Below are 22,335 nucleotides of genomic sequence, written 5' to 3'. Positions count from 1 at the left end.
GGTCACGCGGGCACCTTGGCGACCGCGTCGATGATGACCCGGAGCAGGTCCACGACGCGCGGGCCCCAGCGGGAGGCGATGTCGTCGTCCAGCGCGACCACCTGGTTGTTCTTCACGGCGGTGAGCCCGGCCCAGCCGCTGCGCGCCTTCACCGAGTCCGCGTTCTGCTGGCAGCACTTGGCGTCGGCCAGGAAGACGAAGTCCGGGTCGGCGTTGACGATGAACTCCTGGGACAGCTGCGGGTAGCCGGCGTTCTTGCCGTCCGCGTCGGCCGGGTCGGCGATGTTGGTCAGGCCGACCTGGCTGTACAGCGAGCCGATGAAGGTCTTGCTGGTGGCGCTGTACAACTCGGGGCCCAGCTCGTGGAAGTAGGTGAGCTTCTCGGCGCGTTGCGGCAGGTCCTTGACCAGCTTGGCGATGTCGTCCTTCATCCGGGTGGCGACGTCGGTGGCCTGGTCGGCGTGCCCGGTCAGCGTGCCCAGCTCGGTGATCTGCTTGTACGAGTCGTCCAGCGTGGTCGCCGCCGGGGTCTGGTACACCGGGATCTTCAACTTGCCGAGCTGTTCGACGACCTTGTTCCGGTCGTCGGAGAGCACCACCAGGTCGGGGTTCTTACCGGCGATCGCCTCGGCGTTCGGCTGGAAGGCGGAGAGGTCGGTCTTGGGCGCGTCGGCCGGATAGTTGGACTGGTCGTCGACGGCGGTCACCTGCGGGCCGGCACCGATCGCGAAGAGCATCTCGGTGGCGGTGGGTGACAGCACGACGATCTTCTCGGGGCGCTTGTCGAGCGTGAGCGTGCCGACCGTGACCGGGTAGGCAGCGGCTGCGGTGCCGGTGCTCGGCTGGTCGTCGGCCTTCTCGGCGCAGGCGCCGAGGGCGAGCGCGGCGACCGCGAGGGTCGCGGCGAAGAGCCGAGGGGTACGTCTGAACATGGGGGCCTCCTGTCGGTCGAGGAGTGTGGTGCTTCGCCGACAGGGACTTTCGTACGCCCGCCCACGAGGCGCCCTTCCTCGAGAGCGCGTATCGCGACCGATCCGAGGCGACCTGGCTCGTCCCCACCGTCGGGTGGGGCATCACAGTTGCGGGACAGCGCCGGATTTCGCACCGGCTTCGCTGCGGACTGGTCGTTAAGACGGTAGCGCACCGCCAGGACGTGCCGAATCGATCACGGGCCGATCGATGCGAATCGAATCATCGGACTGCCGCACAGTGGCTGCCGGGGGGCTTATGTCCGGGATCCTGGCGATCAGGAAGGGGTGGTGGGGCCCCGCCGGGGCGGGACGGGGCCCCACCCGATCAGGAGGACGTGATGGTGACGTTGTCCACAGCCGCCTCCAGCAGGCTGGCACCGGAGGCGTCCGCCGCCTCGACGAGGATGCGGACCGACTGGCCGGCGTACGGGGTGAGGTTGAGGTTGGCCAGCGCCCAACTCCCGTTGCGGTTGGTCGCCGCGCCGGCCTGGGTGAGCAGCGCGGTGGTGCCGCCGTTGTGCACCACGCTCACCCGCAGGTAGTCCGCCGACGAGGCGTTCGAGCCGTGCGCCAGGTACCAGGCCAACGAGAGGGTCAGCGTGCCGGACGACGGCAGAGTCACCGCCGGGGACCGGGCGCTGGTCGTGCCGCCGTCGACGTCGTAGTCACCGGCCGCCGAGCCGGCGAGCCGGCCGGTGACCAGGTCGTTGGAACCGGCGTACGGGGTGAGCTGCTTGGCGCCGGAGGACGTGGTCGCCTGGGCGGCACCCCGTTCCCACGCCCCGAGGGTGGCGGTGTCGGTGCCGGCCGGGTTGATGGTCCAGCCGGTGGCGGTCTCGAAGGTGTCCGACCAGACCGTGGTGCCGCCACCACCGCCGCCGCAGTACTGCGCCTGCTTGCCGATGGCCCGGTACGGGCAGTCGGCGTACTCGCTGAGGATCAGCACCGCCTCCCGGTTGCGGGAGGTCTGCGCCGGGATCACCTCGTCGGGCGGGTAGAAGCCGCCACCCCCGGACGATCCGGGATACATCTCGAAGGTGTACGCCCAGATGTTGTGGGTGGCCCACAACCAGTCGAGGCTGTCCCCGTCGGTGATGTAGAGGTCGCTGGACTGCTCCGGGGTGTAGTTGTTGGTGGCCGCCATCTGCTGGCCGATGGTGGCGAAGGTGTTGTACTGGTCCGCGCTCATCCCGGTCGCGGTGTTCGCCGTGGTGTAGCCGTAGGGCCAGAGCACCAACTGCGAGTACGTGTGGAAGTCGATGTTGGCCTTGATCTGCTGCACGCCACCGACCACCCGGCCGTTGACGAAGTTGCGCAGCGCCTGCGTTTCGGGTGCGGAGAACGCCGACGGCCCCCGGTAGGTCTCCGACGAGGTGCTGCCGGACGAGCCGCCGCAGCAACCCCAGTTGTAGCCCCAGTTGCGGTTCAGGTCGGTGCCCACGTTGGACGAGCCGCTGTTGGGCTGGCGGTTCTTGCGCCAGGACCGGTACGACCCGGTGGCGATGTCGTACTCGCTGCCGTCCGGGTTGACCGTCGGGACGATCCAGATCTCCCGACTGTTGACGATGTTGGTGATCCGGGAGTCGCCGCCGTAGCTGTCGGTGAAGAGGTTGAGCAGGTAGATCGCCATCTCGACGGTCAGGTGCTCACGGGCGTGCTGTTGGGAGTTGAACAGGATCTCCGGCTCAGCCTCGTCGGTGCCGACGTTGTCGGAGATCTTCACCGCCATCAGGTCGCGGCCCTCGTACGACGAACCGATGCTGATCTTGCGCGCGATCGCCGGATGGTCGGCGACGACCTGGTTCACGACGGCGGTCAGTTCCGCGTAGTCGTGGTAGTTGGAGTCGGCGGGCGGGAAGGCCAACGTGCCCACCCCGTCGGCGCCGCGCTCGGCGTTGGGCGGTGGGGCGAGCGGTTCGAGTCGGAAGCCGAGCTTGCCGATCGCGGCGGCCTCGACCGCGGTGGCCGAGATGTGCAGCACCCCGTGTTCGGAGTAGTCGATGGCGGCTCCGGTGCGGGCCACCGCGTTGCGGTCGGCGAGGGTTCGAGGGCCGAGGACCCGGTAGCTGGCGGCGGCCGGCTCGGCGGTCCGGTCCGGTGCCGGTCGGGCGGCGACCGGACCCGCGGCGACGGTGACGATTCCCAGCCCGGTGACGACGGCGAGCACCAGGACGCGGCGGAGAGGGATGGGCGTGCGGAGGGCCATGGACTACCTCCTCGATGGGCGGGAGATCCCGCTCGGTGAAGGACACTTCACCACCTGTCACATGGTCATATCAATATTGATCGCTGCCTAATGCATCCCGAGCTGATCATCCCTGCGGCAATGATTTTCCATGCTTGAACATCTGGCGAAACTTCTCTCCAAGCGGGAAACTGACCTGCGACGATGCCCCTTCCGACACCGCGGAGCACTCATGGCCAGATCCCGCTTGCGCGCGGCCGCCATCGCCGGCGTCACCGCACTCACCCTGCTCGCCACCACCGCGCCCGCGACGGCGGCCCGTCCGCCCGCCGCCAGTCACGACGAACAGATCACCTTCCAGGACTGGTCCGGGCCCGCCGACTGGCACCGGGGCAGCCGGGCCGGCACCCGCGTGGTGCCCGGCGCCAAAGCGGGCCTCACCCTGGCCCGCCCGACCGGCACCACCGAGTACGCCGACCCGCACACCGGCACCGCCCGCACCTGGGAGTACGGCACCTGGACCTCGCCGGTGACCCGGATCGGGTTCGACGCCACCGAGCTGATCGCCTCGTGGAACGCGGAGACCCCCGCCGGCACCTGGATCCAGGTCGAGATGCAGGGCAGGTACACCAGCGGCGACCAGACCCCGTGGTACGTCATGGGTCGCTGGGCGTCCGGCGACGCCGACATCAAGCGGACCAGCCTCGACGGGCAGGGTGATCCCTTCTCGACGATCTGGACCGACACCTTCAGCATCGACGACGCCGCCGCCGGGGTGCTGCTGCGGTCGTACCAGCTGCGGCTGACCCTCTACCGCGCGCCCGGGCAGGCCGCCGCGCCGGTGGTGCGGATGCTCGGCGCGATGAGCTCCACCGTGCCGGACCGGTTCACCGTGCCGCCGAGCGCCGGACACATCGCCTGGGGTGTCGAGCTGCCGGTGCCGCGCTACTCGCAGAACGTGCACGCAGGGCACTACCCCGAGTACGACGGCGGCGGCGAGGCGTGGTGCTCACCAACCTCCACCGAGATGGTGGTCGAGTACTGGGGTCGCAAGCCGTCGAAGGCCGACACCTCCTGGGTGGACCCGACCTACCCCGACCCGACTGTCAACCACGCCGCCCGGATGACCTACGACTACGAGTACGACGGCGCCGGCAACTGGCCGTTCAACACCGCGTACGCGGCCAGCTTCCCCGGTCTGGAGGGTCGGGTGACCCGACTGCACTCACTGGACGAGCTGGAGCGTTTCATCGCCGCCGGCATCCCCGTGGTGACCAGCCAGTCGTTCCTCGCCAGCGAGCTGGACGGCGCGAACTACGGGACCTCCGGGCACCTCTTCGTGGTGGTCGGCTTCACCGCCGACGGCGACGTGATCGTCAACGACCCCGCCTCGTCCAGCAACGACGTGGTGCGCAACGTCTACAAGCGTGCGCAGTTCGAGCAGATCTGGCTGCGGACCAAGCGCACCAATGCCAGCGGCGGGGTCTCCGGAGGCTCCGGCGGCATCGCGTACCTGATCAAGCCGCTCCACAAGCCCTGGCCCAAGGTCCCCGGCTCCACCAACTGGTAACAACCAACCCCGCCCCACCCCCACCCAACCAGCGGGTGATCAAGAGGTTTGCGTCACCGAATCGGCCTCAGGTGACGCAAACCTCTTGATCAACGGGAGGGTTGGTCGGTGGGGGAGTCGGGGTTCTCGGTGGGGGGGTTCTGGTTGGGGTCGTCGCCGGCCAGGGCGGAGCGGAGGCGCTCCTTCTCCGTGCGGCGGCGCTCGGCGGCGCTGGCCATCTCCTCGGCCATCTCGTCCCGCCAGCCCCGCAGCAGAAGGAAGGAGAGCGCGGCAGAGAAGGCCAGTGCCAGGATCAGCTTCAGGAACACGTCCATGTCGACCAGCCACAGGCCCGCCAGGACGGCGACGAACAGCCCGATCCGGCCCAGCGTGTACTTCAGCGCGGCGCTCACCTGCACCACTCCGTTCTCTCCGTCGCCCGCCGGTTCCGGCGGAAAATGTCGATCCGCCCGACGGGCGGTCACGGTCAGCCGGTCCGGCGGGCCAGCCAGCGGACGCCCGGGAACCAGACAGTCGCGTACGCCACCGTGAACGCCCCCGCCGCCAACGCGCCAGAGAGCAGCGGCGGCAGCCCGGCGCCCAGACCGGCGATCAGCAGCCCGACGAACACCCCGACGGCAGCGGCGACCACCGCCGCCACCACCCGGGCCGCACCGAACCCCCAGGCTCGGAAATCGTCCCAGAACAGCCAGGCGGGCAGGATCACCGCCAGCCAGCCGTTGGTGTGCCCGAAATCGCCGGCGCCAGCCGAGGCGAACCCCCACTCGAACAGCACCAACGCCAGCACGCCGATGACCAGACCCGCCAGGCACACCCCGAGCAGATCGCCCAGGGTACGGACGCGCCCCTCGGCGTCCCGGCGGGGAAACCCACTCTGCTGCTCAGAACTGCGCTGCTCGGTCATCGACTGCGAGGGTACGTGGTGGCTCAGGCCCAGACCTGCTGCGGCTCGGCGCGCCGCTCGGCCAGCGACGGCGCCTTGTCGTACTCCCGGACCACGTTGTAGCGGGTGTCCCGTTCGACCGGCTGGAAACCGGCGTCCCAGATCAGGTGCAGCAGGTCCTCGCGGTGCATGGTGTTCGGGGTGCCGTACGAGTCGGCGTCGTGCGTGATCTTGTATTCGACGACCGACCCGTCCAGGTCGTCCACACCGAAGTTGAGCGAGAGCTGGGCCACCGACAGCCCGTGCATCACCCAGAAGTTCTTCACGTGCGGCACGTTGTCGAAGAGCAGCCGGGAGACGGCGAACGTCTTCAGCGACTCGGCCGGCGACGCCATCGTGGTACGCGCCTGGATCCGGTTACGGATCTTGCCGTCCGCCGAGTCCACGAAGTCGTGCTGGTAGCGCAGCGGGATGAAGACCGCGAAACCACCGGTCTCGTCCTGCAGCTCCCGCAGCCGGAGCACGTGGTCGACCCGGTGCCGGGGCTCCTCGATGTGGCCGTACAGCATGGTCGCCGGGGTCTTCATGCCCTTGCTGTGCGCGAGGGCATGGATGCGGGACCAGTCCTCCCAGTGGCAGGCGTGATCGACGATGTGCTGGCGGACCTCCCAGTCGAAGATCTCCGCGCCACCGCCGGTCAGCGACTCCAGGCCGGCGTCCATCAGCTCGTCGAGGATCTCGTCGGCACTCAGACCGCTGATCTTCTCAAACCACTGCACCTCGGTCGCCGTGAAGCACTTGAGCTTGACGTTCGGCAGCGCCGCCTTCAGCTCGCGCAGCACCTTCGGGTAGTAACGCCAGGGCAGCGTGGGGTGCAGGCCGTTGACGATGTGCAACTCGGTGAGCTGCTCATCCTCCATCTCCTTGGCCTTGCGGACCGCCTCGTCGATGCGCATCGTGTACGCGTCCTTCTCGCCCGGCTTGCGCTGGAACGAGCAGTAGGCACAGGACGCCGAGCAGACGTTGGTCAGGTTGAGGTGCCGGTTGACGTTGAACATCACCCGTTCGCCGTTGAGCTCGGTGCGCTTGTGGTGGGCGAGCCGCCCCAACCAGGTCAGGTCGTCGCTGTCGTAGAGGGCGACCCCGTCCTCCCGGGTCAGCCGCTCACCCGCGTACACCTTCGCTTCGAGCTCACGCTTGAGTCCGGCGTCCATGGCACGTCCCTTCCACCTGCGGTATCGATCGAGCCTACGTCGAGGGGCCGACGGCCCCGGCGGCACGGTCGGCGACAGCGACCTACTTCACCGAACTCTCAGCCTCCCGTAACCCGACCACGCATCGACAAGGGTGGCGAGGTGCGGTAGTAACAAGGTGGGGCGGAACACACACACTGGTACCGTCCCGACGGCCGCGCCCACCGAGCGCGGCGACGAGCGGCGAGACGGGGAGCGGCATGGTCGACAGCGAGCGCGGGCGACGGCAGCGACGACGGAGCCCGGTGATCTCGCCGGTGCTGCGCCCGAAGCTCTGGGCCGCCCTGCTCGGCGCGATCGCCGCCGCAGTGCTGTCCACCCCCGCGTACGCCGATCCGGCGGTGCCCACGACGGTGCCGGACATCGGCGCCCGCCCGCCGGCGGTCGGCGCGCTCCAACTGCCCGGCGGCCCACCCGTCGCCGGCATCCCGTCCCCGCCGGTCGGCAACATCGGCACCGGCCCGTTGGCCGCGCAGATCTACGCCGGCGAGACCCAGGTCGGCACGCTCGGTGACGCGCTCCTGAAGAGCCGGCAGAAACGCACCGACGCGCAGGCCCAGCTCGAAGCTGCCGGCAAGGTGCTCGCGACCACGCAGGACGCCCTGCTCCGGGCCCAGCAGGCGGCCGACGCGGCCGCCGCGGACGCCGTCAAGGCCGCCGCCGCGCTGCCGCCCGGCGACCTCGCCCAGGACATCCGTGGGCTGAGCCGCCTGCAGCAGATCACCCGTGGCGAGAAGGTCGACGGCGGCACCACCGGAGTGGCCGGGGATCTGTCCCGTGCCCGTGCCGCTGAGCAGACCGCCTACCAGAAGCACACCGAAGCCAAGGATCTGCTCGCCCTCGCCGAGGCGGAGTTCACCTCGGGCGAGACGGCGCTCCGCACGGCCGAGGCAAGCCTGCTCAAGCTGCGCCGGGACAACGCCACGCAGCTGATCGCCATCGAACGCCTGCAGGAAGCCAGCGAGCAGCAGATCGGCGCGGGGTACGTCAACAACCAGAACATCAGCGGCATGGCCGCGCACCCCCGGGCACTGGCCGCGGTCCGGTACGCGCTCGCTCAGCTCGGCGACCCGTACAAGTGGTCTGAGGAGGGGCCGGACCAGTTCGACTGCTCCGGCCTGATGTGGGCGGCATACCGGTCCCCGGGCGCCGACTACTTCGACCTGCCCCGGGTCGCCCGCGACCAGTACGCCGCCACCCGCACCCGGACCGTGTCGCAGAGTGCGCTGCTCCCTGGCGACCTGCTCTTCTTCGCATCCGGCAGCAGCTGGACGACGATCCACCACGTCGGCATGTACATCGGCAACGGCAAGATGGTGCAGGCGCCCACCACCGGCGACGTCGTCAAGATCTCGGTCGTCGGCTGGTCCCGGCTGTACGCGGCCACCCGCGTCATCGGCGCGGTGCCGGCGCCCCCGATCGTGACTGTCCCAACTCCGCCGGTCACCACGCCCAGCGCGACGCCGAAGCCGACGCCCACGCCGACCACGAAGCCGACGCCCACGCCAACGCCGACGGGGTCGGCCACCCCGACGCCCACGCAGACGCCGACGCAAACGCCGACGCCGACGCCCACGCCGACGCCGACGCCGACCGAAAGCACCTCGCCGAGCCCGACGGGCAGCCCGAGCAACACGCCGCCGCCGCTCCCCTCGGCACCGACCAGCGCTCCGGGCAGCACCGCCCCGACGACCACGCCGAAGGCCAGCACGAGCGCGACGGGCAGCGGCAGCGCGACGGGCAGCCCCAGCGCCACGGGTTGATCCGCCACGACCCGCTCCGGCTGTCCGCTCGGGAAGATCTGTGGCACCGTGACAACCAGGCACATCCGGCTCGACGTCACGGGTCCGGGTGCGAGCATGGCGCGGAGGGCGGAGATGGCCGAGCAGAGTGATCCGGCGGAGACTGTCGACCCCGTGGTCGACCAAACCGGCCCGCCAGGGCCGGGCGCCGACCCGGTGCCTCCCGCCGACGCCGGCCCGGTTGCCGCCGACGCCGGCTCTCCTGTCATCGACGCAGGCCCTGCTGTCTCCGACGACGGCCCGGCTGCCGGCGGCACGGCTTCGGCCGCCACTGACGGCACCCCGGCCACCGGCGATGCCTCCACCGACACCGGTGACGACGGCTCCGCCGCCGCTGCCTCCGCCGGCACGAACGTCGGCACGAACGTCGGCACGAACGTCGCCACGGACGTCGCCGATGACGTTTCCGAGTCGGGCACCGGGCAACCGGCGGCTGTCGACCCGGCCGCCGGGGAGCCGGCACGCAGCGACGATCGCCCCGACCCGGCTGCCGCGCCGGTACGAGCCCGGGCCAGCGTCGCGACCGCCGGGGCTCTCCGCAGTGATCTGCCGGCCAGCGCCCCGGTTACCGCAACCACCTACCGTGCGACCGGCTCGGCCGATGTTTCGTTGCCCGGCCAGCGCAACGAGTCGACCGCACCGGCCCGGGCCAGCGCCACGGTTCCCGGCAGCAGCCGGGTCACGGCCGGTGCCATCGGCAACCCGACCCCCCGGGAGGGCACGCCGGCCGTCTACCGAGCCGCGCCGGTGAGTCCCGAGCCGGCCCAGCGGCCCGAGCCGACCCAGCCGCCGACGCCATCCACCCCGGAGCCGGAACCCACGCCACCCGGCCCCGGGCCGACCCAGCCTTCGCCACCCGAACCGGAGCCCGCGCCGACCCCGGGGCCGTACCCGCCCAGCCCGATGCCGACGCCGGGGCCTCGACCCACGCCGCCACCACCCAATCCGGTTCCGCCCGTCCCGGGTCCACCCGTACCGCCGCCTTCGCCGATGCCGCCCATCCCGGGCCCGCCGGCACCACCCATCCCGAGCCCGCCCGTGCCGCCACCCGGCCCGCCGGTGCCCACGCCACCAGGCCCGCCCGGCCCGATGCCGGCACCGCCGTTTCCGCCGCCGCCGGCGATGACCGACACGCCCGGCGTACGGGCCACCGCGTCGGTTTCCGCACCGCCGGCCGGATGGTCGCCCACCGTTGGGACGGCACGCCCGACGTCCAGCGGCGGACGGGCCGAGACACCCGTCTCCGCGCCGCCGGTGGTGCCCGCGCCTGCGCTGCCGAGTTGGCCGCCGTCCACCGTCGGCGCTCCCCGCTCGACCGGGAACGGCGGCGAAAACTCGCGCCTGACCGTCCCGGCGGGCAACCCTTCGGGTGGCTCCGCCGGGAAGGGCACGGCCGGTGCCCGTGGTGGGCGGCGCGACGGTGGCTCTGACCTGGCCGGCACCGTCTACGGCAGCGGCGAGGGGCCGGGTTTCACCACGATCGCGATGCCCGCCAACGCGGTGGAGAATTCCGGCTCGCTGACCGGGCACATCCTGGCCCAGGGCTGGTCGGACACGCCGGCCGAACGGTCCAGTAACGCCCGGGTGATGATCGTTCTGGCCGCCGCTCTGGGGCTGCTGGTGGCGATCAGCGTCATGGTCGTACTGCTCGCCGGGGACGCCCTGGACGGCCTGGTGGGCAACGTGCTCAACGGGTGAGCCGCCGGGTCGCAACGATGGTGAGTCCGCCCACTACCGTCGGGCAACCGGCTGGCGGCTCCGCCGGATCGCCGTACACTGGCTGAGATCACTGACCCGGCGCGCGTGGTGCGCGCCCCTGGGCGATCTTGCGGGCGATCCGGCGGCACAGCCGCGGCAGGCCATCGCGAAGATGCGCCCCGCTCGAAAGGCTTTTGTTGACCACCTCTGCTGACCCCAGCACCGTTACGTCCGTTTCCAACCCGGCCCCGACGACCGACACCACCGGGGAGCTGCTTGACGCCTCCCCGAGCGAGGCCGGCACCGCGTCGGCAGCAGCCGCCGCCCAGCCGGCAGAGCTTGCGCCGGAGACCGTCGATCCGATCAGCTTCGCCTCCCTCGGCCTGCCCGAGCCGCTGGTTCGCGCGCTGGCACAGCAGGGCATCACCAGCCCCTTCGAGATCCAGCGGGCCACCGTTCCGGACGCGCTCGCCGGTCGGGACGTGCTGGGCCGCGGGCAGACCGGTTCGGGCAAGACGCTCGCCTTCGGTCTGCCGATGATCGCCCGGCTGGCCAACCGCAACCGGGCCCGGCCGATGCGTCCGCGCGCCCTGGTCCTGGTGCCCACCCGCGAGCTGGCCATGCAGGTCAACGACGCACTGATGCCGCTGGGCAAGGCCGTCGGCATCTTCCTGAAGACCGCCGTCGGTGGTGTTCCGTACGACCGTCAGATCGACGCGCTGCGGCGCGGCGTGGAGATCATCGTGGCGACCCCGGGTCGGCTCGGCGACCTGATCGAGCGGGGCATCTGCCAGCTCGACGACGTCGAGGTCACGGTCCTCGACGAGGCCGACCAGATGGCCGACATGGGCTTCCTGCCCGAGGTGACCGACCTGCTGGCGAAGACGCCCGCGAACGGTCAGCGACTGCTCTTCTCGGCCACCCTGGACGGTGACGTCGACGCGTTGGTCAAGCGGTTCATGACCGACCCGGTGACCCACTCCACGGCGCCGTCCACCGCATCGGTGTCCACCATGGACCACCACATGCTGTTGATCCCGCCGCACGAGAAGTTCCCGGTGGCGGCCTCGATCGCCGCCCGTGACGGCCGGACCATGGTCTTCGCGCGCACCCAGCTCGGAGTGGACCGACTTGTCGAGCAGCTCGCGGCGGTCGGCGTACGCGCCGGTGGGCTGCACGGCGGCAAGACCCAGCGGATGCGCACCAAGACGCTTGCCGAGTTCCGTGAGGGCCGGATGAACGTGCTGGTCGCCACGGACGTGGCGGCTCGGGGCATCCACGTCGACGGGGTCACCCTGGTGCTGCACGTCGACCCGCCGAAGGACCCCAAGGACTACCTGCACCGCGCAGGGCGCACCGCCCGGGCGGGCGAGTCTGGCGCGGTCGCCACGCTGGTGCTGCCCAAGCAGCGCCGCACCACCCTGGCGATGATGGAGAAGGCCGGCGTCGCGCCGGCCGAGACCCGGGTCCGGGTCGGCGACGCGGCGTTGGCCGAGTTGGTCGGTGCCCGCGAGCCGAGCGGCGTCCCGGTTCGCGTCGAGGCGGAGCCTCGGGGCTACGGCGACCGCTCCGGCGGATCGCGTCGATTCGACGACCGGGCCGGTGGCCCGCGTAGGTTCGGCGACCGCACGGGCGGCGAGCGCCGCTACGGCGACCGGCCCACCGGCGAGCGGCGCTACGGCGACCGCCCGCAGGGTGACCGCCAGTACGGCGACCGTCCCCAGGGCGAGCGGCGCTACGGCGACCGCCCGCAAGGTGACCGCCAGTACGGCGACCGTCCCCAGGGCGAGCGGCGTTACGGCGACCGCCCACAAGGTGACCGCCAGTACGGCGACCGTCCCCAGGGCGAGCGGCGTTACGGCGACCGCCCACAAGGTGACCGCCAGTACGGCGACCGCCCGCAAGGCGAGCGGCGCTACGGCGACCGGCCGACCGGCGACCGGGGCTACGGCGACCGGCCGACCGGCGAGCGGCGTTACGCCGACCGGGACACCCGGGGTTACGGCGACCGGCCGCAGGGCGAGCGCCGGTTCGGTGACCGGCCGCAGTTCGGTGACCGGGACGGCCGGGGTGACCGGCCGACCGGCGAGCGGCGCTTCGGTGACCGGGACACCCGGGGTGGCTTCCGCCCGGAGAGTCGTGGTCGGGACGACCGGCCGCGAGATGAGCGACCGCGCGACGACCGGCAGCGCGACGACCGGCGTGGTTTCGGCGGACGGCCGCCGGCACGTACCCACTGATCCACTGATCCACTGATCCACCGAACGCCGTCGCGGAGCCCAGTCTTCGCGGCGGCGTTCGCGCATGCCCTGCCGATGCCGGCCCGGTCGCGTAACGTCCGGCTCATGCCGACCATGCCGAAGTCGATCTTCTGGTCCCGGACGGACACCGCAGGCAGCGAGCAGGTGCTGCTCGACGACGGCCACGGATTGGCGGCCCGGGGCACCCTGCTCGCCGTGGACCCGATCCCCTGGACCGCCCGCTACCCGCTCACCACCACGCCGGACTGGGCCACCGCCCGCGTCGAGGTCGAGGCGGAGGGGTTGGGCTGGCTGCGCCGAGTGAGGCTGGAGCGGGCCGCGGACCGGTGGCGGGTGACCACCGCCGAGCAGGGCGACCTGGACGCCGCGCTGGTCGCGGCCGGTCATCCGCGGGCGGGCCTGCCGGGCACCGATGACCCGGACCGGCTGGCCGACGCGCTCGACGTCGACCTGAGTGGTTCGCCGCTGTTCAACACCCTGCCGGTCCACCGGCTCGGGCTGGCCGCCGAGCCGGCCGACCTGGCGCATCGGATCACCGTCGCGTGGGTGCTGCTGCCCGGCCTGGAGGTGGTGCCGGCCGAGCAGATCTACACCGGGCTCGGGCCGGGTCGGGTGCGGTTCGCCAGCGGCACCTTCACCGCAGACATCGATCTCGACGACAGCGGCTACGTGGTGCGCTACCCCGGGCTGGCCGAACGGATCGACCCGCGCTGAACGGCACGGACGAGGGTTGGACGGCGCCGGCAGGGCTCAGGCGGGCCAGGTGCCGCTGGTCAGGAAGCGTTCGATCGTGGCCAGGTGCGGTGTCAGGTCGAGGCCCTGGGCGGCCACCCAGTCGTCGGCGTAGTAGGTGTCGGCGTACCGATCGCCCGGGTCGCAGATCAGAGTGACCACCGAGCCGGTCCGGCCCTCGGCGAGCATCGCGGCGATCAGGCCGAACGCACCCCACAGGTTGGTGCCGGTGGAGCCGCCAACCCGGCGGCCGAGCACGGCCGAGCCGGCGCGCATGGCGGCCAGTGACGCCGCGTCCGGCACCTGGACCATCCGGTCCACCACCGAGGGCAGGAACGAGGCCTCCACGGTGGGCCGGCCGATTCCCTCGATCCGGGAGCCCTTCCCGGTACGCACCGACCAGTCGGCGGCCAGCCACGCCGGGTAGAACGCCGAGTTCTCCGGGTCGACGACGCAGAGCTTGGTGGGGAGCCGGCGATACCGGGCGTACCTTCCGATGGTCGCGCTGGTGCCCCCGGTGCCGGCACCCACCACGACCCAGGCCGGGATCGGGTGCCGCTCCAACTCCAACTGCGCGTAGATCGACTCGGCGATGTTGTTGTTGCCCCGCCAGTCGGTCGCCCGCTCGGCGTAGGTGAACTGGTCCATGAAGTGCCCGCCGGAGTCCTCCGCGAGCCAGCGGGCCTCGACCACCACCGTCGCCGGGTCGTCCACCAGGTGGCACCGGCCGCCCTGGAACTCGATCTGCGCGATCTTCTCGGGCGAGGTGGAGGAGGGCATCACCGCGATGAACGGCAGCCCGAGCATCCGGGCGAAGTACGCCTCGGAGACGGCCGTGGAGCCCGACGACGCTTCGACGATCGTGGTGCTCGGCCCGATCCAGCCGTTGCAGAGCCCGTAGAGGAACAGCGAGCGGGCCAGCCGGTGCTTCAGCGAGCCGGTGGGGTGCGACGACTCGTCCTTGAGGTAGAGGTCGACCCCCCATTCGCGGGGCAGCGGGAACGGCAGCAGGTGGGTGTCGGCCGAGCGGTTCGCGTCCGCCTCGACGGCGGCGATCGCCTCCGTCACCCAGGTCCGGCTGGCCGCGTCGCACCGGTCGAGATGAGTCACGCCGGAAACGTAGCAAGCAGGCCAGAGGGGGTCAGCGCCGGTCCGGCGACGCGGTCCGGCGGCGTTGGCGGCGTTGACCGGCCCGGCCGGCGGCCCGGACGAGCGGGGTCAGTGCGACGGCCAGCCCAGGCAGGGCGTCCAGCAGACGCACCTGTGCCCCTCGCCAGCGCGGCAGGCTGACCACCGGGCGTGGCCGACGGGCCAGCCGGACTGCCCGGGCAGCCACCCGCTGCGCGGTCAGCATCGACCCGGTGAAGGAGGCGAGTGCCCCCGGGTCGTCCAGTCGGTCGTGCAGCATCGGGGTCCAGATGCCGTCCGGGCACAGGCAGGAGACGTGCACCCGCCGGTACCCGGCCATCCGCAGGTCGGACAGGGTGCCGAGGCTGAACGCCAGCAGGGCGTGCTTGCTGGCCGCGTACACCGTCTCGCCGGGCGCGGCGACCAGCCCGGCCAGCGAGACGACGTTGAGCACGTGGCCGTGACCCTGCCCGCGCATGACGGCCAGCGCGGCGAGGGTGCCGTTCATGGCGCCGAGGGCGTTCACGTCGAGCACCCGGCGGCGGGTCGGGCCGTCGTGCTCCCACGACGGCCCGGTGACCAGGATGCCGGCGTTGTTGACCCAGAGAGCCAGGTCGCCCCGGCTTGCCGCGGTCGCGGCGATGCCGGCGCAGGCGTCCTCGTCCCGGACGTCCAGGACAGCCGACCATCCGCCGAGCGGTGCTGCGGCGGTGGCCACCGCCGCCGCGTCGAGGTCAGTGAGCAGCACCGACCAGCCGTCGGCGTGCAACGCGGCGGCGATGGCGCGGCCCAGACCTCCGGCAGCGCCGGTCACCACGGCCACTCGACGTCCCGGCGGGGTCATCGGCGCACGCTACCGCCGGCCGACCGGGCGACACCAGGGGTACGCGGCTGTCAGGCCGCGGGCGGGCCGACCGGCTGGGGCCGGTTCTCCCACTTGGTGGAGAGCGCGATGGCGGTGCGGGTGGAGGCGACCCCGGGGGTCCGGTTCAGCCGCACGATCAGCTGCTCCAACTCGGCGATCGTGCCAACCCGCGCCTTCAGCAGGAACGACTCCACGCCGGCCATGAAGTAGCAGGACTCGATCTCGGGCAGCACCCGCAGCGACTCGAGCATGTCGTCGCTGTCGGCACCGGAGTCCTCGACGATGCCGATCAGCGCGGTCACTCCCAGCCCGATCGCCTCCGGGGCCACGTCGGCGCGGTAGCCGCGGACCACGCCGCTGCTCTCCAGCTTGCCGACCCGCTCATGTACGGCCGGGGCCGAGAGGCCCACCTGTCGGGCCAACTCGGCGTACGAGAGGCGCGCGTTGCCGCGCAGCAGGTCGACGAGGCTCAGGTCGATGGCGTCCACGGAGAGTGACCTTAACCGGTTAGGCGTAACGCGACGCCTTCGGCATCCGTTGGACTGAGCAGTGAGTAACTGTTCACAAACAGACGGTCAAGGCAGGGGTTGCACCAGTAGCATTTACTAACTTCCCAGTCAGTGCATTTTTCGCGTTTGGCGGACAGGCCAGGTCCCTGGTGCTGTAATTGCCATACGTCCCTCATGACGGCTCTGGGCTCGCACCAGCCGGGGGCAGTGTGTTCAGCCAGGGGCTTCGTCGACGCGAGGAGGGGGCTGTGGACACTGGAGATCGCCTGCTGACACCGGGTGAGGTCGCCGCGCTGTTTCGGGTGGACCCGAAGACTGTGACGAGATGGGCGGCGGCCGGCCGGATAGGAAGCATCCGGACTCCAGGCGGGCATCGCCGGTTTCGGGAATCCGAGGTGCGAGCCCTGCTTGAGGGGGAGGGCATGCTGGACGAAGTGGACGAGGTCGGAAAGCCACGCAATGTGGGACCGGCCGCATCCACTGGGCCGGGTCCGGCCAACGCCGGCATGTACTGAACTGGTGCGGACAAACGCTGCGCGGACCGGGCACCAGTCCGGTCCGCGTCCCGCTTCGGCCAGCCGGCCGGGCGGCATCACGACACGCCCCGAGCTGCCGACTCAGCTCCGGGCCGCGCCGAGCTGACCGGACCACCTACGGAACAGGGTGTGCGGGACGCCGAGCGCATCCAGCACCTTGCCGGCCACGAAGTCGACCAACTGCTGGGCGCTGGCCTCCGCTCCGGCCCCGTAGAAGCCAGGGCTGGCCGGCAGCACCACCGCGCCGGCGTCGTGCAACGCGATCAGGTGCTCCAGGTGGCTGCGGGTCACCGGCGTTTCCCGGGGGACCACCACCACGGGCCGCCGTTCCTTGAGGTTGACCTCGGCGGCGCGCTGCAACAGGTCCTTGGAGAGCCCGATCGCGATACCCGCGCAGGCTGCCGTGCTGGCGGGGACCACGGCCATCCCGCGTACCCGGTAGGAGCCGCTGCTCGGCCCGGCGGCCAGGTCGCCAGCCGGCCAGTGCCGCACATCCGCCCCGGTCAGGTCCCGGCCGAGCCAGGCGGTGAGGTCCTCGGCCCAGTGTCCGTCGCGAAACGGCCGGCCGGTCTCGTCGAGCACGGTGAGTCGCGCCGCCCGGGACACGATCAGGTCCACCGGCTCGCCCGCGTCGAGCAGTCCTCCGATGACAGCCGCCGCGTACGGCGTGCCAGAGGCCCCGGAGACCCCGACCACCCATGGTTCCCGCATGCCCCCAGCCTGCCTGGTCCGGCTGGTCCACTGGTGAGCACCCCCGAGATGGCCCGTCCGACCTGTCCCGCAGTAGCTAGGCATCCCGTCGACCTGACATGCTGCCGCTGGGGATTCGCACCGACACCATCTCGCACAGGAGGCATCGGTGACGACCGACGAGATCCTCTGGGCGCTGCGTGCCGAATGTCCGATCCCGTCCCGGCTCTCACCGCACGCCGACCGCGTGCAGGAGTGGCTGCTCAGCCTGCTGCCCGAGCTTGGCCTCCCGTTGGACGACGCCGCGTTGCAGCGGCTGGCCCGGGGAGCTTTCGCCCGGTACGCCGGGCGGCTCTACCCGGAGGCGACCGAGGCCGACCTGCGGGTGCTGACTGCCCTGTTCACCTGGTTCTTCCTGGTTGATGACGCCTGCGACGGGCCGGGCCGACTCGACCCGGAGCAGATCCGGGCACTGCGCAACGGCACGCTGGCGCTGCTGAACGACGGCCCCCGGTTGCGGCCGGCCGGCCTCAACGGCCCGCTACGGCGGCTGCTGGTGCTGGCGTGGCGCGAACCGCGCGGCCGGATGCCGTCACGGTGGCGGCTGCGCTTCGCCGACGCGGTGGGCCGGCACCTCGACGGCACCTGGCAGGAGATGGTGAACAAGGAGGCCGGCCACCGACCCAACGTCGACGAGTACGTCGAGCTGCGGCGGGCGACCTCGGCGGCGGAGGTGTCGTACGCGCTGACGGAGTTCGTCGGTGGTCGACCGTTGCCCGACCCGGTCTACCATCACCCGCTGCTGCGCCAGATCGGCGACGTCGGCAACGACCTGCTCTCCTGGTACAACGATCTGGCCTCGCTGGATCGGGACCGGGCCACGGCGGGCGGGCACAACCTGGTCCTGGCCATCCAGGGCGAGCTTGCCGTGCCGTCGACGGAGGCGGTAGAGCGGGCGGCCGAGCGCTGGCGGGAGTCGATGCGGCGCTTCGTCGCGCTGCGGGCCGCGGTGCCGTCGTTCGGCCCGGCGTTGGACGAGGCGGTCGCCGACCATCTCGACGGGGTCGCGTACGCCGTCCGCGGCACCATCGACTGGACCTTGGAAAGTGCCCGCTACCCCGTCGGCACCGCCCCACCAGCCTCAGGGTCGTAGGTCGAGCCGGATCACCAGGTCGAGCAGGGCGAAGACGAACAGCACGATGCCGACGAACCCGTTGGCGGTGAAGAACGCCCGGTTGACCTTGCTGAGGTCGGTCGGCGTGACCACCAGGTGCTGGTAGATGAACGCGACCGCGGTCAGCGCAAGCCCGATCCACCAGAGCCAGCTCAGGCCGATCAGCTCGCCGAACCAGACGAACAGCGCGAAGGTCACCACGTGCGCGACCGTGGAGGCGTGCAGCGCGAAGCGCCGACCGTACCGGGCGGGCACGCTGTGCACGCCGATCTCCCGGTCGATCTCGGAATCCTGGCAGGCGTAGATCAGGTCGAAGCCGCCGATCCACAGCCCGACCGCGGCGCCGAGCAGCCAGGCCGGCCCGGAGCCGTTCAGGGTGCCGGTGACCGCCAGCCACGCACCGACCGGGCCGACCGCCTGGGCGACCCCGAGGATCGCGTGCGGCCAGTTGGTGAACCGCTTGGCATAGGGGTAGACGACCAGCGGCACCACGGCGAGCGGCGCGAGCACCAGGCAGAGCGGGTTGAGCAGGGCGGCGGCGGCGAGGAAGACCACCAACGCGACGGCCGCGCCGGTCCAGGCCGTCCGCACGCTCACCGCCCCGGTCACCAGTTCCCGGCCGGCGGTACGCGGGTTCCGCGCGTCGATCTGCCGATCGATGATCCGGTTGGCGGCCATGGCGAACGTCCGCGCCCCGACCATCGCCACAGTGATCAGCAGCAGGTCGAGCCAGCCCACCCGGCCGCCGTTGACCTGCATGGCGGCGAGCGCCGAGAGGAACGCGAACGGCAGCGCGAAGACGGAGTGCTCGATCTTGACGAGGTCCAGGAATGCCCGCACCTTCCCCGGCGATCCCGCACTTTGTGTCCCGACGGAAGGGGACGGATCGGGGGCCGTCAGTGCAAGATCGCGGGGGTTGTTGGCGGTGGCCATCAGATCCCGTACTCCTTCCAGCGCTTGTCCACCAGGGAGGTGACCTCCGGACTCATCTTCATCTCCTCCGGCCAACCGCGGGTATACCCCTCGGTGGGCAGTTTGCGGGTCGCGTCGACACCCGCCTTGCCGCCCCAGAACTGCTGGTACGACGAGTGGTCGAGGTGGTCCACCGGGCCCTCGGTGACCAGCAGGTCGCGCGCGTAGTCGACGTTGCCGAAGGCGCGGAAGGCGACCTCGTTGTAGTCGTGCACGTCGCAGTCCTCGTCGACGATCACGATCAACTTGGTGAGCGACATCAGGTGCGCGCCCCAGATCGCGTTCATCACCTTCTGGGCGTGCTTCGGGTAGCGCTTGCGGATCGACACGATCGCGCAGTTGTGGAAGACACCGGCGGCCGGCAGGTCGTAGTCGACGATGTCCGGGATCATGAGCTTGAGCAGCGGTTGGAAGATCCGCTCGGTGGCCTTGCCGAGGCCGTGGTCCTCCTGCGGCGGCTGCGAGGTGACGATCGAGTGGTAGACCGGCTTGCGCTGCATGGTCATCGCCTCGATGTGCAGCACCGGGAACGGCTCGACCGGGGTGTAGAAGCCGGTGTGGTCGCCGAACGGGCCCTCGGGCAGCCGCTCACCGGGCTCCAGGTAGCCCTCCAGCACGATCTGCGCGTGCGCCGGCACCTGCAACGGCACGGTGAGGCAGTCGACCATCTCCACCCGCTCGCCGCGCAGGAACCCGGCGAACAGGTATTCGTCGATGTCGCCGGGCAACGGCGCACTGGCCGCGTACGAGACGACCGGGTCGCAACCGATCGCGATCGCGACCGGCAGGCGCTGCCCGAGCCGCTCGGCGACCGCGTGGTGGGCGGTGGAGTCCTTGTGGATCTGCCAGTGCATGCCCAGGGTGTTGCGGCCGTGCTGCTGAAGTCGGTACAGGCCCAGGTTGCGCTTGCCGGTCTCGGGGTGCTTGGTGTGGGTCAACCCGTAGTTGTGGAAGATCCCACCGTCGCCGGGCCAGACCTGCAGCCCCGGCAGTCGGTCCAGGTCGACGTCGTCGCCCCGGTAGACGACCTCCTGGCAGGGCGCGGTCTTCACCTTGCGCGGCGGCACGGACTTGAGCTGCATGACCTTGCCGAGACCCTCGCGGATACCGGACCAGCCGACCGGCAGCTCCGGCTTGATCAGCGCGCCGATCCGGGCACCGATCTCGTCGAGCGAGTCGACGCCGAGAGCCATCGCCATCCGCTTCTCGGTGCCGAACAGGTTGATCGCCAACGGCATCTCGCCCCGGGTCGGACGTTCGAAGAGCAACGCCGGGCCGCCGGCTCGCACGGTGCGGGTGACCACCTCGCTGATCTCCAGGGTGGGGTCGACCGGGACGTCGACCCGGCGCAGCTCCCCCGCGCGCTCGAGCGCAGCGAGGAAGTCCTTGAGATCGGTGTACGGGAAGCCACGAGCCGCCATACCCGCCAGTCTCCCGCACCGGGTGCCGTACGGCCCAAGCCGGGTGGTGTGACGCCCGCGATGGGCCGGGGCCCGACGGCGGGCAGGGCCACCTCCCACGGCATGGCGGGCGGTTGAGCGGGTAGCCGGGCAGCCTGCGGACGGAGGCGATGATGGGCGGGGAGCGGGTTCCAGCGGGGTTTACCGAACAACGGGTGCGCACCGGCCAGATCGCGATGAACTACGTCCGCGGCGGCACTGGTCCGCCACTCATCCTCCTGCACGGCTATCCGCAGTGCTGGCACATGTGGCGGCACCTGCTGCCCGAGTTGGGTCGCTCCTTCGACGTGGTCGCGCCCGACCTTCGGGGCTTCGGGGACAGCGACGCCCCGGCCGGCGGGTACGACAAGAAGACGGTCGCCGCCGACCTGGGCGCGCTGCTCGACCAACTCGGCCTGACGAGCGACCTCCGGCTTGTCGGGCACGACCTGGGGACCATGGTGGCGTACGCGTACGCCGCCGCCCATCCCGAGCGGGTGAGTCGGTTGGTGCTCACCGAGGCCCCGATCCCCGACGAGAGCATCTACACGTTCCCCGCACTGACGGCGGCCGGGCCAGGGGTGTGGAACTTCGGCTACTTCTCCATCGGCAACGGGCTGCCGGAGGAGTTGGTCAGCGGGCGGGAGTCGCTCTGGGTGGACCGGTTCACCGACGCTCTGATGGTGCGCAAGGGCAGCATCCCCCCGCCCGACATCGAGGAGTTCGCCAGCCACCTGCGTGACCCCGCGCACCTGCGGGCCAGCTTCGCCTACTTCCGGGCATTCGATCAGGACATCGCCGACAACGCGGCGTACCGGGGCACGAAGTTGGCGATGCCGGTGCTGGCCGTCGGCGCAGCGGCCAGCCTCGGTGGGCAGGTCGCCGAGCAGGTTCGCCGGTACGCCGACTCGGTACGCGGCGAAGTGGTCGAGGACTGCGGGCACTGGCTGTACGAGGAACGCCCGGACGAGATGGTCGCCCTGCTGCGCGACTTCCTCGGAAATGCCTGAGCAGCGGCCCGCGAGCGCACCCGATCAGGCGGCGGGTGCCCAGGCGTGGGCGGCCAGGGGCGGGTCGAGTGGCGCACGGGTGAGCCGGTTGGCGAAGGTCGAGATGGTGTACGCCCCGACTCCGAGCACCACGTCCAGTGCGTGCCGGGGCTGGTAGCCGGCGGCCAGGAAGTCGTCCAGCTCGTCGTCGGGCACCGCGCCCCGGTGTTCCAGCACAGCCAGCGTGAACCGGCGCAGCGCCTCCAGTCGTGGCTCAGGCAGGGCCGTGCCGGCGCGCAGCGCGGTGATCAGGTCGGTGGTCGCACCGAGCTGGGTGAGCTTGCCGGTGTGCAGGGCGACGCAGACGTGACATTCGTTGACGGTGGCGACGGCGAAGACGACCACCTCCCGCTCCAGTGGCGCGAGGTCGGTCTGCTCGAAGCCCGCGTTGGCGGTGAGGAAGCCGGTGAGCAGCTGCGGGGACTCGGCCATCAGCGCCACCGGGGTCGGCAGCCAGCCGAAGCTGCGGCGTACTCCCTCGATGGACCGACGGGCGGCGGCGGGGGCGGTGTCGGCGGTGTGTGCGGTGAAGACGGACACGGTTGCCTGCTTTCGGAGGGTCGATAAGGAAGGCGGGACGCATCCCGTAGGATCGTCAACGTGGTTGACGAAATAGTA

20 protein-coding genes and 1 riboswitch are annotated in these 22,335 nt (G+C 71.2%); of the genes, 8 read left to right on the top strand and 12 right to left on the bottom strand.

What is annotated here, in order from left to right; translation table 11 throughout:
- Positions 1–2 precede the first annotated feature (2 nt).
- Entirely contained in the window at positions 3–932 is a 930-nt protein-coding gene (locus HNR20_RS15850; protein ID WP_184180625.1) for an ABC transporter substrate-binding protein, read from the bottom strand.
- A 111-nt stretch (positions 933–1,043) separates the two neighbouring features.
- Positions 1,044–1,109, bottom strand: a riboswitch (cobalamin riboswitch).
- Between the two features lie 187 nt (positions 1,110–1,296).
- Positions 1,297–3,177, bottom strand: a complete 1,881-nt coding sequence (locus HNR20_RS15845) for a M14 family metallopeptidase (RefSeq protein ID WP_184180623.1) — start codon at positions 3,175–3,177, stop codon at positions 1,297–1,299.
- 211 nt (positions 3,178–3,388) lie between these two features.
- On the opposite strand from HNR20_RS15845, the gene HNR20_RS15840 reads away from it, so the two are divergent.
- Entirely contained in the window at positions 3,389–4,726 is a 1,338-nt protein-coding gene (locus tag HNR20_RS15840) for a C39 family peptidase (RefSeq protein WP_184180621.1), read from the top strand.
- 89 nt (positions 4,727–4,815) lie between these two features.
- Here HNR20_RS15840 and HNR20_RS15835 read toward each other — a convergent pair whose 3' ends face one another.
- The 3 genes from HNR20_RS15835 to mqnE form a co-directional block, all read right to left on the bottom strand.
- Positions 4,816–5,118: a DUF4229 domain-containing protein gene (locus HNR20_RS15835; protein WP_184180619.1), complete on the bottom strand. Its 303-nt coding sequence runs from the start codon at positions 5,116–5,118 to the stop codon at positions 4,816–4,818.
- A 74-nt stretch (positions 5,119–5,192) separates the two neighbouring features.
- Positions 5,193–5,630 (bottom strand): hypothetical protein, encoded by a 438-nt coding sequence (locus HNR20_RS15830; protein ID WP_184180617.1) that lies wholly within the window; start codon positions 5,628–5,630, stop codon positions 5,193–5,195.
- 23 nt (positions 5,631–5,653) lie between these two features.
- Entirely contained in the window at positions 5,654–6,823 is a 1,170-nt protein-coding gene (mqnE, locus tag HNR20_RS15825; protein WP_110566675.1) for an aminofutalosine synthase MqnE, read from the bottom strand.
- 239 nt (positions 6,824–7,062) lie between these two features.
- On the opposite strand from mqnE, the gene HNR20_RS15820 reads away from it, so the two are divergent.
- From HNR20_RS15820 to HNR20_RS15805, 4 genes are all read left to right on the top strand, one after another.
- Positions 7,063–8,625: a C40 family peptidase gene (locus HNR20_RS15820; protein ID WP_184180615.1), complete on the top strand. Its 1,563-nt coding sequence runs from the start codon at positions 7,063–7,065 to the stop codon at positions 8,623–8,625.
- Between the two features lie 96 nt (positions 8,626–8,721).
- Positions 8,722–10,362 (top strand): hypothetical protein, encoded by a 1,641-nt coding sequence (locus tag HNR20_RS32340; RefSeq protein WP_229687018.1) that lies wholly within the window; start codon positions 8,722–8,724, stop codon positions 10,360–10,362.
- A 197-nt stretch (positions 10,363–10,559) separates the two neighbouring features.
- Positions 10,560–12,602 carry a DEAD/DEAH box helicase gene (locus HNR20_RS15810; RefSeq protein WP_260321841.1) on the top strand — a complete coding sequence of 681 codons (2,043 nt, stop codon included), beginning with the start codon at positions 10,560–10,562 and terminating at the stop codon, positions 12,600–12,602.
- 114 nt (positions 12,603–12,716) lie between these two features.
- A complete protein-coding gene (locus HNR20_RS15805; protein ID WP_184188503.1) occupies positions 12,717–13,337 on the top strand; it encodes a putative glycolipid-binding domain-containing protein in 621 nt (206 codons plus the stop codon).
- Between the two features lie 36 nt (positions 13,338–13,373).
- Here the strand turns inward: HNR20_RS15805 and cds1 are convergent, their stop codons facing one another.
- Genes cds1 through HNR20_RS15790 form a run of 3 tightly spaced genes read right to left on the bottom strand, consistent with a single transcriptional unit; the run spans position 13,374 to position 15,836 of the window.
- Positions 13,374–14,465, bottom strand: a complete 1,092-nt coding sequence (gene cds1, locus HNR20_RS15800; protein WP_184180613.1) for an L-cysteine desulfhydrase Cds1 — start codon at positions 14,463–14,465, stop codon at positions 13,374–13,376.
- A 31-nt stretch (positions 14,466–14,496) separates the two neighbouring features.
- Positions 14,497–15,327 (bottom strand): SDR family oxidoreductase, encoded by an 831-nt coding sequence (locus HNR20_RS15795; RefSeq protein ID WP_184180611.1) that lies wholly within the window; start codon positions 15,325–15,327, stop codon positions 14,497–14,499.
- A 50-nt stretch (positions 15,328–15,377) separates the two neighbouring features.
- The gene (locus HNR20_RS15790) at positions 15,378–15,836 is read right to left on the bottom strand and encodes an Lrp/AsnC family transcriptional regulator (RefSeq protein WP_184180609.1); all 459 of its coding nucleotides are present in this window, start codon (positions 15,834–15,836) and stop codon (positions 15,378–15,380) included.
- 269 nt (positions 15,837–16,105) lie between these two features.
- Between HNR20_RS15790 and HNR20_RS15785 the strand changes: the two genes are divergently transcribed.
- Positions 16,106–16,372: a BldC family transcriptional regulator gene (locus HNR20_RS15785; RefSeq protein WP_007454516.1), complete on the top strand. Its 267-nt coding sequence runs from the start codon at positions 16,106–16,108 to the stop codon at positions 16,370–16,372.
- 102 nt (positions 16,373–16,474) lie between these two features.
- Here HNR20_RS15785 and HNR20_RS15780 read toward each other — a convergent pair whose 3' ends face one another.
- A complete protein-coding gene (locus HNR20_RS15780; RefSeq protein WP_184180607.1) occupies positions 16,475–17,104 on the bottom strand; it encodes a UbiX family flavin prenyltransferase in 630 nt (209 codons plus the stop codon).
- A gap of 148 nt (positions 17,105–17,252) precedes the next feature.
- Between HNR20_RS15780 and HNR20_RS15775 the strand changes: the two genes are divergently transcribed.
- Positions 17,253–18,236 (top strand): terpene synthase family protein, encoded by a 984-nt coding sequence (locus HNR20_RS15775; protein WP_184180605.1) that lies wholly within the window; start codon positions 17,253–17,255, stop codon positions 18,234–18,236.
- Here HNR20_RS15775 and mqnP read toward each other — a convergent pair.
- Together mqnP and HNR20_RS15765 are read right to left on the bottom strand one after the other, a co-directional pair.
- Entirely contained in the window at positions 18,225–19,190 is a 966-nt protein-coding gene (mqnP, locus tag HNR20_RS15770) for a menaquinone biosynthesis prenyltransferase MqnP (RefSeq protein ID WP_184180603.1), read from the bottom strand. The genes HNR20_RS15775 and mqnP overlap by 12 nt on opposite strands.
- Positions 19,190–20,650: a menaquinone biosynthesis decarboxylase gene (locus tag HNR20_RS15765; RefSeq protein ID WP_184180601.1), complete on the bottom strand. Its 1,461-nt coding sequence runs from the start codon at positions 20,648–20,650 to the stop codon at positions 19,190–19,192. The genes mqnP and HNR20_RS15765 overlap by 1 nt, the downstream gene beginning before the upstream one ends.
- Positions 20,651–20,844: 194 nt before the next feature.
- Between HNR20_RS15765 and HNR20_RS15760 the strand changes: the two genes are divergently transcribed.
- The gene (locus tag HNR20_RS15760) at positions 20,845–21,678 is read left to right on the top strand and encodes an alpha/beta fold hydrolase (protein WP_229687019.1); all 834 of its coding nucleotides are present in this window, start codon (positions 20,845–20,847) and stop codon (positions 21,676–21,678) included.
- Positions 21,679–21,702: 24 nt separating this feature from the next.
- On the opposite strand, the gene HNR20_RS15755 is transcribed toward HNR20_RS15760, so the two are convergent.
- Positions 21,703–22,257 (bottom strand): carboxymuconolactone decarboxylase family protein, encoded by a 555-nt coding sequence (locus tag HNR20_RS15755; protein WP_184180597.1) that lies wholly within the window; start codon positions 22,255–22,257, stop codon positions 21,703–21,705.
- Positions 22,258–22,335 lie beyond the last annotated feature (78 nt).

Origin of the sequence: Micromonospora parathelypteridis (assembly GCF_014201145.1) — a bacterium.
Taxonomy (GTDB): Bacteria; Actinomycetota; Actinomycetes; order Mycobacteriales; family Micromonosporaceae; genus Micromonospora; species Micromonospora parathelypteridis.
The sequence above is the reverse complement of the archived record's forward strand: the minus strand, read 5'-3'. Positions and strand labels throughout refer to the sequence as shown.